Source organism: Curtobacterium sp. MCSS17_005, from assembly GCF_003234225.2.
Classification (GTDB): domain Bacteria; phylum Actinomycetota; class Actinomycetes; order Actinomycetales; family Microbacteriaceae; genus Curtobacterium; species Curtobacterium flaccumfaciens.
The window spans coordinates 1,737,080-1,751,258 of sequence record NZ_CP126258.1; the positions used below are offsets into that span (position 1 = coordinate 1,737,080).

Here is a 14,179-nt window from a genome sequence, read left to right on the forward strand (position 1 = left end):
AAGGCACACACCCCGTGACCCTCAGCACTCCCGAGGCGACGCAGGACGTGAACGGCACCGATCCCACCAAGCCACAGGCACAACGCAGTGCCAAGAGCAGTGGTGGCGGACTCGGCCGGTACATCCTCGTCAGGTTCCTCCTCATCATCCCGACCGTCTTCATCCTGGTGACGCTCGTGTTCTTCCTGATGCGCGTCATCGGGAACCCGATCACCGCGTCGGTCGGCGGTCGACTCACGCCCAGCCAGCTGCAGGAACGCCTGCACGCCGCCGGGTACGACCGGCCGGTGCTCGTGCAGTACTTCGAGTACCTCGGCAACATCCTGCGCGGTGACTTCGGCACCTCGTCGACGGACAACCGTCCGATCACCGACATCATCGTCACGTACGGCGGCGCGACCGCGGAGCTCGTGTTCTACGCGCTCATCGTCGCGCTCGTGCTCGGCATCCCGCTCGGCATGCTCGCCGCGTACACGCGCGACAAGTGGCCGGACGTGCTGCTCCGTGCGCTCGCGATCCTGACCTACGCCACGCCGGTGTTCTTCGGTGGTCTGCTGCTCAAGCTCGTCTTCTCGGTGTGGCTCGGCTGGCTGCCCCTCGGCGACCGTGCCTCGACCCGGGTGTCGCTCATCCTCGACGGCATCCCGGGCGCGAGCGGCATCTACATCATCGACGCGCTCCGCACCGGCAACGCCGCGGTCATCGGCGACGTGCTGCAGCACGCCGTCCTGCCGGCGCTGACGCTCGGTCTGCTCACCGCCGGCATCTTCCTGCGCCTGGTGCGCGCGAACATGATCGGCTCGCTCGGCTCGGAGTACGTCGACGCCGCCCGTTCACGCGGTGTGCGCGAGTCGCGGTTGGTGCGGACCCACGCGTTCCGTCCGGCCCTCGTGCCGATCATCACCGTGATGGGGCTGCAGATCGCGATGCTCCTGGGCGGCTCGGTGCTCACCGAGACGACCTTCGGGTGGCGCGGTCTGGGCTTCGAGCTCAACCAGTACCTGTCGGCCCGTGACTTCGTCGCGGTGCAGGGCATCGTCGCGATGCTGGCGGTGATCGTCGCGGTGACCAACTTCATCGTCGACGTCGTCGCCGCCCTGATCGACCCGAGAGTGAGGTTCTGACGATGGCTGACACCACCCTCGTCGACCGCCACGAGCCGCTCTGGAAGCGGCTCCCCGTGGTGGTCCAGCTCCGCCGGAGCACCGGCTGGCAGCGCGCGATGCTCATCGTCGGCGTGGTCATCTGCGCCCTCTACCTGCTGATCGCGGTGTTCGCCCCGCTCCTCGCCCCGTACGGCTTCGGCCAGCTGCAGGGCGCGGACGGCCAGAGCTTCCCGCGTACCGGCGCACCGAGTGCCGAGCACATCTGGGGCACCACGGTCGGCGGTTTCGACGTGTTCAGCCGCGTGCTCTACGGCGCTCGCACGGCCGTGCTGGTGGTCATCGTCGCCGTGATCGTCTCGATCATCGTCGGCGTCCTGCTCGGCATGGTCTCCGGCTACCTGGGCGGCTGGCTCGACCGCGTCCTGGTGGTCGTGGCCGACGCCATCTACGCGTTCCCGTCGCTGCTGCTCGCGATCATCGTGTCCATCGTCATCTCCGGCGGCAACTCGAGCTACTCGGGCGGCATCATCGCGGCGGCGATCTCGATCACCGTCGTCTACGTGCCGCAGTACTTCCGCGTGGTCCGTGCCGAGGCCGTCCGGCTGAAGAACGACGCGTTCGTGGAGTCGGCGCGCGTGATGGGCACGAACCCGTGGCGCATCATGACGCGGCACGTCCTGCGGAACTCGACCCGTTCGCTGCCGCTCATCCTGACGCTCAACGCGAGCGACGCGATCCTGACCCTGGCCGGGCTCGGCTTCCTCGGGTTCGGCATCGGCCCGACGTCCGGCGCCGAGTGGGGCTACGACCTGAGTCGCGCGCTCTCGGACGTCGCGAGCGGCGTCTGGTGGACCGGTGTCTACCCGGGTGTCGCGATCGTGGTGCTCGTGCTCGGTGTGACCTTCATCGGCGAGAGCCTGAACGACATCTCCGATCCCCGCCTGCGAGCACGCCGACGGCTGAAGCAGCTCGTGTCCACGCGCACCGCCGGGAACGACACGGAAGGGACGGGCGCATGACCCCGACCACCCGCCTGCAACCGGGCGACACCACCACCGAGCCGGTCGTCGTCGTGGACGACCTGACCGTCACCTTCGCGACCGACGGCGGCGCCGTCGACGCGGTCAAGGGCGTCAGCCTCGACGTCCGCCCCGGCGAGGTCCTCGCCCTGGTCGGCGAGTCCGGCTCCGGCAAGTCCGTCACGGCCCGCAGCATGCTGCGGCTCATGCCGGAGACGGCGACACTGGGCGGCGCCGTGCTGCTCGACGGCACCGACGTCGTGTCGGTCGGCTCGCAGAAGCTCCGTGAGCTGCGCGGGACGGCCGGGGCGATGGTGTTCCAGGAGCCGTCGACCGCGCTCAACCCGGTCTTCACCGTCGGGTGGCAGATCGCCGAGGGGCTCCGTGCCCACGGCGGCGTGTCCAAGAAGGAAGCACGGGCGAAGGCCATCGACTACCTCGGCCGCGTCGGCATCCCCGACCCCGAGACCCGCGTCGACCACTACCCGCACCAGTTCTCCGGTGGGCAGAAGCAGCGCGTGGTCATCGCGAGCGCACTGGCCCTCGAGCCGAGCGTCATCATCGCGGACGAGCCCACCACGGCGCTCGACGTCACGGTGCAGGCCGAGATCCTCGACCTGCTGCGCCGTTGCCGCGACGAGTTCGGCACCGCGATCGTCGTCATCACGCACAACATGGGCGTGGTCGCCGACCTGGCCGACCGCGTCGCCGTGATGTACCAGGGCGAGATCGTCGAAGAGGCCACGGCGACGGCACTGTTCGCGACGCCGCAGGCCGACTACACCAAGCGGCTGCTCGCGGCGGTGCCCCGGCTCGAGGCGTCCACCGGGGTGGCCCGGCGCGCCGCGATCTCCGAGGACGTCACCCCGCTGGTCGAGGCGAAGGGGCTCGAGATCGAGTACCCCGGGCGGCTCGGCTCGCCGGCGTTCAAGGCGGTCAAGGGCGTCGACCTGGCGATACGTCCGGGAGAGGTCCTCGGCCTGGTGGGGGAGTCCGGCTCCGGCAAGACCACCATCGGCCGGGCCATGGCCGGCCTGACGAAGGTCACCGGCGGCTCGCTCAAGGTCCTCGGCGCCGAGATGCTCGGGTACCGCGAACGCGACTTCAAGCACCTGCGCAAGGACATCGGGTTCGTGTTCCAGGACCCGGCGACCTCGTTCAACCCGCTGCTGACGATCGCCGAGTGCGTCGCCGAGCCGCTGGTCGTGCACAAGGAGGTCTCGAGCCCCCGTGCCGCGCGCAAGCGGGTGGACGAGCTGCTCGAGGCCGTGCAGCTGCCGGCTGCCTACGGCGACCGCTACCCGCACGAGCTCTCCGGCGGGCAGCGCCAGCGCGCATCGCTCGCCCGGTCGCTCGCGCTCCGGCCGAAGCTGCTCATCGCCGACGAGCCGACGAGTGCGTTGGACGTCTCCGTGCAGGCCCGCGTGCTCGAGCTCTTCCTCGAGCTGCAGCAGGACCTCGGCTTCGCCTCGCTGTTCATCAGCCACGACCTCGCGGTCGTCGGCGCGCTGTCCGACCGGATCGCGGTGCTCTACCGCGGTGACCTGGTCGAGACGGGCACGACGGCTCAGGTCCTCGGCGCGCCGCAGCACCCCTACACGCAGCGGCTCCTCGCGTCGCTGCCGGTGCCGGACCCAGCCGAGCAGGCGGAGCGACGGCGTACGCTGGAGCGACTGGAGAACGTCGGGTCCTGACCCGACGCGACCCGCCCTGGAGGCCCGGCCAGCGTCGTCGACGCACGCCGGGCCTCCAGGGCGGTCGTCTCCACTGCTGCACACACGACGGACCTGCCAGGGCGGCCCGTCGCGAACCGCCGCCAGGGGGCGGCGTGGAAGGGGACCCATGATCGCGGTCAACGGACCGGCGGTCGTCGCGGACGACGTGTCGATCGAGTACCGGGGCGGACGCGGGGGCGAGTCCATCCGGGCCGTCGACGGCGTGAGCCTCACGGTCCGGCAGGGGGAGATCCTCGCCCTGCTCGGTGAGTCGGGATCGGGCAAGTCGACCTTCGCCGCCGCCATCGCCGGCCAGCTCGGATCCCACGGCGAGGGCGAGGGTGCCCTCCGTCGGCACATCGTCGGCGGCGAGCTGACCGTGCTCGGCCAGAAGACCCGGGGCCTCCGTCCCTCGTCGCGCAAGCTCGAACGGCTGAGCGGCCGGATCGGCTACCTGCCGCAGGACGGCGCCGACCGGCTCAGCCCGGACCTGACGGTGGGCGAGGCCGTCGCCGAACCGATCTACGCCCGCGACCGCCGGTTCGACCGGCGCGAGGCCGGGCTCATCGTGGCCCGGCTGCTCGACGCCGTGCACCTGCCGCTCGGGGCGATGCGCCTGAACACGTGGGAGCTCTCGAGCGGGCAGCGCCAACGTGTCGCCCTGGCGAAGGCACTCGTGCTCGAGCCCCAGCTCCTGGTCGCGGACGAACCAGCGCGCGGCGTCGACGTGCTCGTGCGGCAGTCCGTGCTCGAGGCCCTGGCGACCCTGCAGCGCGGCCGGCAGTTCTCCGCCGTCGTCGTGTCCAGCGACCTGCGCGAGGCCCGCGCCCTCGCCGACCGCGTCGCCGTGATGGCCGATGCCCGGCTCGTCGGGCTCGGCACCTTCGACGAGGTCCTCGACAACCCGGTCGACCCCTACGTCAAGACCCTCGCCTCGACCGCGGCCCGCGGCGTGAAGCGTCGTCCGGCACCGACGACGGCCCGCCGTTCGTCGGCGCCGCGTCGTCCGCTCGCCGCCGGCACCGGCCCGCGCACCGACCGTCAGGAGAACGCGTGAGCGCCACAACCCAGGGCCCCCGCGGCCACCGCGCCGTCGTCCCCACGTCGGGTGCACCGCTGCCGATCGACGCCCCGCAGCCCGGGCCGGTCGCCGTGCTGCCGGAACCGACGGACCTGCACGTGGACGCCGTGACCGAGGCCGGCGGCACCGTCGCGCCGCTCGACGCCGACACCCGCGGGGTCGTCTGGCTCGACCCCCGCGACCCGGCCGGCCTCGCCGACGCGTTGTCGTCCGCACCGGGGGTGGGCTGGGTGCAGCTGCCGTTCGCCGGAGTCGACGCATTCGCGCACCTGATCCAGGAGCACGGCGACCGGGTGCTGTTCACCTCGGCCAAGGGCGCCTACGCGGAGCCGGTCGCCGAACACGCGCTCGCGTTGACCCTCGGCACGCTCCGGGTCCTGCAGAAGCGCGCTCGAGCATCGTCGTGGGCCACCGAGCCAGAGGGCGTCTCGCTGTACGGGCGGAACGTCGTCGTGATCGGTGCCGGCGGCATCGCGCTCGAGTACCTCCGGCTGCTCGCGCCGTTCGACGTCGACGTCACCGTCGTGCGCCGCTCGCCCGACCCCGTGCCGGGAGCCGCGCGGACCGTCACCACCGACGAGCTCGACCAGGTCCTGCCCGACGCCGACGTCGTGATGATCGCGGCGGCGATGACCTCGGGCACCGCGAAGCTCTTCGGCGAGCAGCAGTTGCGGATCATGAAGCCGTCCGCCCGGCTCGTGAACATCGCCCGCGGCGGACTCGTCGACACCGACGCACTGGTCGCCGCCCTGCGCGCGGGGGAGATCGCCGCGGCGGGCCTCGACGTCACCGACCCCGAGCCGTTGCCCGACGGGCACCCGCTCTGGTCGGAGCCCGGCGCGGTCATCACCCCGCACCAGGCCGACACCCCGGAGATGGTCGCACCGCTGCTCGCCGAGCGCGTCCGGCTCAACGCCGCGGCGTTCCTCGGGGGCGACGGCGAGGGCTTCGTCGGCGTCGTCGACCCGGTCGCCGGGTACTGACACCGGGGCCTCGGAGCGCGGCGCGCCCGGGCGGCGTGTCCGATGCGGTGGAGGGCCTCAGCGTCCTGCTATGCTGTTACCCGTTGTTCGCACGTCATTCGCCAGCGGACAGTGATCCTCGATAGCTCAATTGGCAGAGCAGCCGGCTGTTAACCGGCAGGTTGTTGGTTCGAGTCCAACTCGGGGAGCGACAGGTCCTCATCCCTCCGGGGTGGGGACCTTTTGCGTTCCCGACGGTCCGACACCCTCGTCGGGCTCGGTGCGGCCCGCTGCTAGCCTGAGCCAGCGCACCCAGATCCACGGAAGGCCACTGTTCGATGTCGTTGACCACCGAGTCCGTCACCGGGCCGACGGTCGGCGGTCGGGCAGAGCGGATCCTCGGTCGGGTGAACCAGGTGCTGGCGTCCCGAACAGCGTTCGTCGTCGTGCTGGTCGCCTTCGTGCTGATGGGCTTCCTGTTCGCCGTGACCATCCACGTGCCGGCATCGGCCGCCCCCGACGAGGTCCGGCACATCGGCAACATCCTGTTCTACGCGGAGCGGCCCTGGGCGGCCGGGCCGTTCGTGCACGACGCCGCGGCGTCGACGCTCCGGCTCGGCGAGGTCACGCGGTTCCCGGCGTACCTGTACTACTACGTGATGTCGTTCCCGGCGAGGGCGGCCCTGGCGGTCGGCCTGGACCAGGAGCGGACCGTGATGGTCCTGCGGGGGATCGACGTCCTGGCGGCCGGTGCCGGTCTGTACGCCCTGCGGGTGATGTTCCGGAACGCCGGTGTCCCGACGGCGATCGGCCTGCTCGCGATCGTCGCGACGGCCTTCACCGGTCGGTACGTCTGGCAGGCCGCGACGATCAGCTACGACGCGCCGTCGATGGCGGCGTTCTTCCTGTTCGCCGCCGTCGCGGTCAAGGTCGCACGCGGTGGTGGCCTCCGCACGCTCGCGTGGCTGGTCGTCACCGCGATGCTCGCACTGATGCTCAAGTACTCGCAGGCACCACTCGTCCTCGCGGGGGCGTTCTTCGCGATCCTGTTCCGGTACCGCGTCGACGGGCTCTCGTGGCTCCGGCACCCGGTGCGGCGAGCCGTGTCGGGCTTCCGGGAGCGTCCGGGGCGGTCCGTCCTGCTGGTGGTGATCGGTGGCGTGTTGCTCGCGCTGGTCCTTGAGCGCTTCGGCGTGAACCTGCTCGTCTACCGCGCCCTGAACCCCGACTGCGCCGAGATCCACAGCCGCGCGGCGTGCATGAACTTCGACATCTTCCGCCGCAACTACAACGCGACACGCTCCCATGACCTGGCCGTCGTGGCCGGGACCCTCGAACCGTTCCACCCGCTCGCGTTCCTGTGGACGTGGGCCACCACCTACTTCCGGTCCCTCTTCTTCTTCTGGGGTCCGACCCTGCCGTGGCGGCCGAACCTCGGCGTCGTCGCCTTCGGCGCGACCACGGTGCTCGCCGCCACCGTCATCGCAGCCACCCAGCTGCGTCGGGTGCTGCGTTCGGCTGCGACGTGGTGGCTGGCGGTCGTCCCGGTCGCCTACACCCTGGCGGTCCTCTGCTTCAACGCTGCGACGACCGTGAACCTGCGTCAGGAGTTCGCGTTCTCGGGTCGGTACCTGCTCCCGGTGCTGCCGATGATCGTCGCGGTGGTCCTGCTCGGCCTGACCGCGTGGCTCCGGCGGCTGCAGGGGCGCGCCGCGACGGCTGCGTGGATCGTCGTGGTCGCCGTCGGCGTCGCGTTGTTCGCGTTGTACAACCCGATCAGCGCCTTCTTCCCCTACGCATCCTCGCCGGCCTGGTACTCCGGTTGGGCGCAGGACGTCCTGCCGCACTGGCTGACCGGGGTCCGCTCGTGACCGCGGCACCGCGCACCCGCAGCGTCATCGTCGTGGCGCTCACGGTCCTGTTCTTCGTGGTCATCGGCGTCGCGGCGTTCGCCCGCACCGGGGGCACGAGCGCCGGCGAACGCCAGGTCGGGTCCTGCACGGTGCGCATCGCCCCGCAGCCGGGGGCCGTCACGACGTGCGCGAACCAGGACCTCGGTGGCGCCGACCTCGCCACCGAAGACCTCCGCCTGGCCGACCTGCACGGCGCGGACCTGCGTGGGGCCGACCTGCGGCAGGCCGTCCTGTTCGGCGCGGACCTGCGGGACGCCGACCTGCGTGGGGCGGATCTGCACGGGGTCGACCTGTACAGCGCAGACCTCACGGGGGCGGACCTGCGGCAGACGGACCTCTCCGGCGCGAACCTCGTCGGTGCCGACATCAGCAACGCGCGCCTGGACGGCGTCGACCTGACCAGCGCGAAGATCGAGGGGCTGACGGTCCGCGGCACGCCGATGGAACTCGCCGACCGTCGACTGCGCAGTCCCGACGGCGAGCGGGTCGCCGTGCGCGTCGACCTGGACCTGCCGCGCGGTGTGACCTCACGCAGCTGCGTCGACCGTCTGCTCCACGCGAAGGTCGGCGTGACCGAGGTCCGGTGCCGGATGAGCACCGACGCGCGCGAGGGTCGGCTCGACCAGCGGGCGACCATCACGGTCAGCGGCCCCACCGGCTGACCGACGTCGATCGTGCGGCGGCCACCCGGTCGAAGCTGTTAGCGTTCACAGGTGCACCGTTCCCGTTCGCCTCGACTCACGCTCCTCGGCGTCGTCGTCGCCGTGACGGCGGTGCTCACCGGCTGCAGCAGCGTCGGCCCGGACACCGATGCGTCCGAGGACCCGACGAGCTCGGACACCGGCCTGGGCTCGGGCGCGTCACCCGTGGTCTTCGCCTTCGTCTGTGACGGCGACGAATCGGACACCGAGACCTACACGACCTACTCGGCGGTGTGGGAGGCCGAGCGCTCCGACTGCTCGGCGAAGCGCCTGACCGGGTCGGTGCCGTCGAGCCAGCAGCAGGCCGCGGTGGCGGCGGCGCGCGGTGACGCGACCCTGGTCGAGCTCGCGAGCACGTGCGCGGTCCGCGGCTCGACGCCGTGGACGTCGGCGGTCGCCGACGCGCGCGGTGCGCACGTGGCCGCCGGGCTCCTGCGGTACTGTCCCGGGCACCCGGAGACCGACCGCCTGCGGGACGCACTGGCTGCCTACCGGGGCTGAGCCGGGCCTCCAGGCCGCCCGCCGGACCAGCGACGGGCTGGACGGCACCGGGTGCCGACGCCGACGGGCGTCAGCCCTCGGGGTGGTCGCGACCCGGCAACCAGGACTGGCCGGGGCCGCCCCAGCTGCTCTTGCGGATCGCCTTGGCGACCTGCTTGCCGTAGGGGTGCACCAGGCGGTCGGCGTAGAGCCAGCCGTCCAGGTGGTCGTACTCGTGCTGGAAGATCCGGGCCAGCCAGCCGTGCGCCTCGACCTCGAACGGGGTGCCGTGCTCGTCGAAGGCCCGCAGCAGGGCGCCCTCGGAGCGGCGGAGCGGGAAGCGCTCGCCCGGGATCGACAGGCAGCCCTCGGACTCCTCGTCCTCGTCGAGCTCCTCGACGGACTCGGGCACCGGGGGCGTGGTCCACAGGACGGGGTTCACGGCGGCGCCCCGGTGCAGGACGTCGTCGTCGTCGGTGTACGAGTACACGAACAGGCGCTTGCCGACGCCCACCTGCGGTCCGGCCAGGCCGACGCCCGGTGCCAGGTCCATGGTCTCGAGCATGTCGGCGACGAGGGTGCGGAGGTCGTGATCGAACGCGGTGACCTCGGCTGCACGCTCGTGCAGGACGGGTTCGCCGGTGATGCGGATCGGGAGAACGGCCATTCACCCAGGTTATCCGGCGGGGGACGGTAGCCTCGACGCGTGACGACGGACCTCCAGCTGCCGGACGCCGTGAGCAACCTCACGCCGTTCCAGGCGCTGATGATCCCGGTGGCGCTGGTCGGTGCGGTGTTCCTGTCGCTCGGGGCGCAGTTCCAGAGCCGCGGGGTGCAGCGGGTCGAGGCGCGTCTCGGTCGGCAGTCGAAGGGGCTGAGCGTCCGGCACGTCGTGGGGCTTGTCTCGAGTGGCTACTGGGTGCTCGGCACGCTCATGCTCGGCATTGCGGTGGTGCTCCAGCTGATCAGCATCACGTTCGCGCCCCTGATCGTCGTGCAGCCGTTGGGTGCCGTCGCCCTCGTCATCACGACGTGGTTCTCGTCGCGGTCGTCCGGTGTGCCACTCGGTCGTCGTGCGCGGCGGGCGGTGTGGACGTGCATCATCGGTGTCGGCATCTTCGTCGGGATCGCGGCGTTCGTCGGGCACGAGAGCGCGATCACCCGGCAGCAGCTCGTCACCGTGCTGGTGATCCTGGCCGTCGTGCTGGTGCTCGTGCTGGTGTCGTTCCGCCTGGTCGCCAAGCACCGCAGTGCGCTCTACTACATCGTCGGAGCGGGGGTGCTCTACGGGTTCGTGGCGACACTGGCCAAGGTCGTGCTGAACCGGTTCGTGAACGGCACCTTCGACTGGCTGACCGTGCTCGCCATCGTCGGGGTGGTCGTGGCGGCCTCGCTCGGCGGGTACTTCGTGCAGAACGCGTACTCGAGCGGCTCGGCCGACCTCGTGATCGCGGGGTTGACGGTGATCGACCCGATCGTCGCGGTCGGCATCGGCGTGATCGTGCTCGGCGAGGCCTCGGGGGCGCCGTGGTTCGCGGTCGCGGGGTTCGTGGTGGCCGCGGGCATCGCCATCACCGGGGTGTTCCTGCTCGCCAAGCACCATCCGCAGACCCGGGCCTGACGCCGGCCGGCGCGGGCGATCGGCCGCGCACGCGGCGGTGCACTCGCCGCGCACCCCGATGCTCGCCGCCCTCATCCGCGCGGCTGACGCGACCGTCGATCCTGGTGCGATAGCGTCACTGCCGACCAGCCATCGCCCACGAGAGGACGAACTCAGCCGTGTCAGGAGACGCCACGACCGCCACCGCCGGACCGACGGAAGCGACGGGCGGTCACCGACCGTTGCGCGTGCTGATCGCAGCGGACACCTTCGCCCCCGACGTCAACGGCGCCGCCACCTTCGCCGAGCAGCTCGCCGTCGGCCTGGCCGAGCGCGGGCACGAGGTGCACGTCGTGGCCCCGGCCTCGAGCCGCCACTACGGCACCTTCGACGAGGAGCACCACGGCGTCACGCTCGTCGTGCACCGCCTGAAGTCGTACAAGTGGCCGCTGCACCCGTGGCTGCGCTTCGTGTGGCCGTGGAGCGTCCGGAAGTGGACCGGCCCGATCCTCGACGCCGTCAAGCCCGACGTGCTGCACATCCAGTCGCACGTGGTGATCGGCCGCGGCATCGTGCACGAGGCGAACGACCGCGGCATCCGGGTCATCGCGACGAACCACTTCATGCCGGAGAACCTGCTCGAGTACACGCCGTTCGGCAAGTGGACGCTGCCCCTCGCGCTGAAGATCGCGTGGAGCGACGCCGCCAAGACCTACCGGCTGGCGGACACCATCACGACGCCCACGAACCTGGCCGCCGACTACCTGCGGAAGGCCATCGCCGGCCAGCAGGTCCTCGCGATCTCGTGCGGCATCGACGCGTCCCGGTACGTGGCGCGCGAAGGACGGCCGGTCAACAACGACATCGTCTTCGTGGGTCGTGTGGCCCCCGAGAAGAACCTCGACGTGCTGGTCCGTGCGGTGGCGCTGCTGCCCGCCGAGCTGTCCGCGACGCTGACCATCGTCGGCGACGGCGAGATGATCCCGAAGCTCACCGCGTTGGCGAAGGAGCTCGGGCTCGAGGACCGCGTGCGGTTCCTGGGCTTCGTCTCCGACGAGCGCAAGCAGGAGGCCCTGACCAACGCGACGGTGTTCGCGATGCCGTCCACGGCGGAACTGCAGAGCATCTCGTCGCTCGAGGGGATGGCCTCGGGGCTGCCCGTCGTCGCTGCCGACTCGATGGCGCTGCCGCACCTGATCGACGGCAACGGGTACCTGTTCACCCCGGGCGACGTGGACGACCTGGCGGCGAAGCTCACGACGGTGCTCACCGCGCCCGAGTCGGAGTACGTGGCGATGCGGGAACGCAGCCTGGCCATGATCGAGGCACACGACATCAACCGCACGCTGTCGACGTTCGAGTCGCTGTATCGTGGTGAGCCGGTGGCCTGAGGGTCTCCGGCGAGGGGCGGTAGCCAAGCTGGTCAAGGCAGTCGGCTCATAACCGAACGATCCGCGGGTTCGAGTCCCGCCCGCCCTACGTGCACATGCCAAGGAAGCGCGACACGTCGCAGGACGACCACGCACCGACACCGAACGTCACCTTCGAGGTGACCCGTGGCGGTACCGGCGTGCGCGTGAACGCCTTCCGCATCGGGTTCATGGGCGCCATCGGGGTGCTCGTCGCGCTGCTCGCCGGTGCGATCATCAACGAGCTCAGCACGGTGCTGGTCTACATCGGTGTCGCACTGTTCCTGGCACTCGGAATCGACCCCCTCGTGTCGTTCCTGGAGCGGATCATCCCGCGCTGGTCCGCCATCACGATCGTCGTGGTCGCGGTGCTCGGGGCCTTCGCCGGCATCGTGTTCGCCGTGGTGCCGATCCTGGTGGAGCAGGCATCGAACCTGATCCAGAACTTCCCCGACATCGTGCAGGACATCTCGCAGCAGCAGTGGGTGCAGGACCTGTCGAAGCAGTTCGCTGGGTCGTTCGACATCGACCACGCCCTGCAGTCGCTGCAGTCGTTCGTCGAGAAGCCGGGCAACCTGCTCAGCGTCGGCGGCGGGATCCTGGCGGTCGGCAGCGGAATCCTGTCGGGCGTCACCGGAGCGCTCATCGTCATCATCCTGATGCTCTACTTCCTCGCGTCGATGCGGGGCATGAAGCGTGCGACGTACCGGTTCGTGCCGGCGTCGCGCCGCCAGAACTTCATCGACGTGAGCGAGCAGATCACGCAGGCCGTCGGCCGCTACGTCGTCGGGCAGGTGTCGCAGGCGCTCATCAACGGCATCCTGAGCTTCGTCTTCCTGCTCATCATCGGTGCGCCGCTGCCGGTGCTGCTCGCATCGTTCGCGTTCCTCGGTTCGCTCATCCCGCTCGTCGGCACGCTCGCCGCCGCGATCGTGATCTCGCTGCTCTGCTTCTTCGCGTCGCCGGCCACCGCCCTCGCCGCCGCCATCTACTACCTCGTCTACATGCAGGTCGAGGCCTACCTGATCTCCCCGCGGATCATGTCGCGTGCGGTCCAGGTGCCCGGCGCCCTCGTGGTCATCGCGGCCGTCGCGGGCGGCACGATCGGCGGCGTGCTCGGCGCGCTCGTGGCGCTGCCCGTCGCGGCGTCGGTCATCATCATCGTGCAGAAGGTCATCTACCCCCGTCAGGAGCAGGCGTGACGAGCGGCACCGGCGCGCCCGACGACGCGGTCGTCGCCGCCTTCGCCGAGCACGTCCACGACCGTGACCGCTGGGCGCGCAGTGCCCGTGGGCCCCTTGCCCTGGTGAACGCCCAGCACGTCGACCACCCGCAGCCGGTCTGGCCGGTCCCCGGGACGTGGGCCCCGGCCGTCGGCGGACTCACCGTGACGGCCGAGGCGCCCGACGGCGTCGTCGTCGACGGCGTCCCGGTCGACGGCACGGTCCTGGTGGCCGGGGACACCGCCGTCGTGCCGTCGACCGTCGCCCTGCCGGACGGCTTCGCCGGCACCGTCAGCGGCGACACCCTGCGCGTCTGGGACCCGTCGTCCGAGGCGATCGCCCGCTTCGCGCAGATCGCCCGCTTCGCGTGGTCCGGCGACTGGGTGACGTCCGGCACGTACGTCCCGCTGGCGGGCGACGGCCTGGAGGCCCGTGGCAGCGTCCGCGACGCCGCTGGCGACGCCCTGCCGGTCGCCGGACACGTCGAGACCGTCGTGGGTGGTGCCACGGTGCGGTTCGTCGCCGTCCGGTCGGCCGCCCACCGCGGAGCCCCGCGGCTGCAGCTCATCGTGCAGGACGCCACGAGCGCCCTGCCCGAGGACGACCCGGGCAGCACCTACTCGATGGGTCGGTTCCTGTACCTCGACGACCCCGGCACGGAGGCCATGGTCGAGCTCGACTGGAACCGGCTGGTCCTGCCGCCGTGCGCGTTCTCGTACCAGTACGCGTGCCCGATCCCACCGGAGGACAACCGCGTCCCGGTGCCGATCGCGGCGGGGGAGCGACACCCGGTCGACGCGGACGGTGCCGTCCTGCACTGATCGGGGTCGTGTCCTTGCCGTTCCCAGCCGCAGCGCTGCATAATGGGCGTGTCCCGTCGGGACATCACAATCGCATACCGATGGTTCCGTGGCCCCTCGGGTCAGGATCCTCCGCACCAGGTCGATGGGGAAGTCGCACCTGACGTATC

The 14,179-nt window shown here is 71.1% G+C and carries 13 protein-coding genes and 2 tRNA genes; 14 read left to right on the forward strand and 1 reads right to left on the reverse strand.

What is annotated here, in order from left to right; translation table 11 throughout:
• The first annotated feature begins 47 nt into the window (after positions 1 to 47).
• The 9 genes from DEJ20_RS08360 (at position 48) to DEJ20_RS08400 (ending at position 8,998) form a co-directional block, all read left to right on the forward strand.
• On the forward strand, positions 48 to 1,124 hold the full coding sequence (locus DEJ20_RS08360; RefSeq protein ID WP_111235184.1) for an ABC transporter permease: 1,077 nt from the start codon (positions 48 to 50) through the stop codon (positions 1,122 to 1,124).
• Between the two features lie 2 nt (positions 1,125 to 1,126).
• Positions 1,127 to 2,125, forward strand: coding sequence for an ABC transporter permease (locus DEJ20_RS08365; RefSeq protein WP_111235155.1), 999 nt, complete (start codon positions 1,127 to 1,129; stop codon positions 2,123 to 2,125).
• On the forward strand, positions 2,122 to 3,819 hold the full coding sequence (locus tag DEJ20_RS08370; RefSeq protein WP_110864663.1) for an ABC transporter ATP-binding protein: 1,698 nt from the start codon (positions 2,122 to 2,124) through the stop codon (positions 3,817 to 3,819). Before DEJ20_RS08365 ends, DEJ20_RS08370 begins: the two co-directional genes overlap by 4 nt.
• Before the next feature lie 148 nt (positions 3,820 to 3,967).
• Positions 3,968 to 4,897, forward strand: a complete 930-nt coding sequence (locus DEJ20_RS08375) for an ATP-binding cassette domain-containing protein (RefSeq protein ID WP_110864664.1) — start codon at positions 3,968 to 3,970, stop codon at positions 4,895 to 4,897.
• On the forward strand, positions 4,894 to 5,904 hold the full coding sequence (locus tag DEJ20_RS08380; RefSeq protein ID WP_258377148.1) for a D-isomer specific 2-hydroxyacid dehydrogenase family protein: 1,011 nt from the start codon (positions 4,894 to 4,896) through the stop codon (positions 5,902 to 5,904). The genes DEJ20_RS08375 and DEJ20_RS08380 overlap by 4 nt, the downstream gene beginning before the upstream one ends.
• Positions 5,905 to 6,019: 115 nt before the next feature.
• Positions 6,020 to 6,092, forward strand: a tRNA-Asn gene (locus tag DEJ20_RS08385).
• A gap of 129 nt (positions 6,093 to 6,221) precedes the next feature.
• Positions 6,222 to 7,754: a hypothetical protein gene (locus DEJ20_RS08390; RefSeq protein ID WP_111235154.1), complete on the forward strand. Its 1,533-nt coding sequence runs from the start codon at positions 6,222 to 6,224 to the stop codon at positions 7,752 to 7,754.
• Positions 7,751 to 8,458, forward strand: coding sequence for a pentapeptide repeat-containing protein (locus DEJ20_RS08395; RefSeq protein WP_284183391.1), 708 nt, complete (start codon positions 7,751 to 7,753; stop codon positions 8,456 to 8,458). Before DEJ20_RS08390 ends, DEJ20_RS08395 begins: the two co-directional genes overlap by 4 nt.
• A 51-nt stretch (positions 8,459 to 8,509) precedes the next feature.
• Positions 8,510 to 8,998 (forward strand): hypothetical protein, encoded by a 489-nt coding sequence (locus DEJ20_RS08400; RefSeq protein ID WP_111235153.1) that lies wholly within the window; start codon positions 8,510 to 8,512, stop codon positions 8,996 to 8,998.
• 70 nt (positions 8,999 to 9,068) lie between these two features.
• Here the strand turns inward: DEJ20_RS08400 and def are convergent, their stop codons facing one another.
• Complete coding sequence (gene def, locus DEJ20_RS08405; RefSeq protein ID WP_111235152.1) at positions 9,069 to 9,644, reverse strand: peptide deformylase; 576 nt, start codon at positions 9,642 to 9,644, stop codon at positions 9,069 to 9,071.
• 39 nt (positions 9,645 to 9,683) lie between these two features.
• On the opposite strand from def, the gene DEJ20_RS08410 reads away from it, so the two are divergent.
• From DEJ20_RS08410 to DEJ20_RS08430, 5 genes are all read left to right on the forward strand, one after another.
• A complete protein-coding gene (locus DEJ20_RS08410) occupies positions 9,684 to 10,598 on the forward strand; it encodes a DMT family transporter (protein WP_181431524.1) in 915 nt (304 codons plus the stop codon).
• Positions 10,599 to 10,756: 158 nt separating this feature from the next.
• A complete protein-coding gene (locus tag DEJ20_RS08415; RefSeq protein ID WP_071405348.1) occupies positions 10,757 to 11,968 on the forward strand; it encodes a glycosyltransferase in 1,212 nt (403 codons plus the stop codon).
• Between the two features lie 13 nt (positions 11,969 to 11,981).
• Positions 11,982 to 12,056 (forward strand) — tRNA-Ile (locus DEJ20_RS08420).
• Positions 12,057 to 12,063: 7 nt separating this feature from the next.
• Positions 12,064 to 13,188, forward strand: coding sequence for an AI-2E family transporter (locus DEJ20_RS08425; protein ID WP_111235180.1), 1,125 nt, complete (start codon positions 12,064 to 12,066; stop codon positions 13,186 to 13,188).
• Positions 13,185 to 14,030 carry a DUF1684 domain-containing protein gene (locus tag DEJ20_RS08430; protein ID WP_111235151.1) on the forward strand — a complete coding sequence of 282 codons (846 nt, stop codon included), beginning with the start codon at positions 13,185 to 13,187 and terminating at the stop codon, positions 14,028 to 14,030. The genes DEJ20_RS08425 and DEJ20_RS08430 overlap by 4 nt, the downstream gene beginning before the upstream one ends.
• The last annotated feature ends 149 nt before the right edge of the window (positions 14,031 to 14,179 follow it).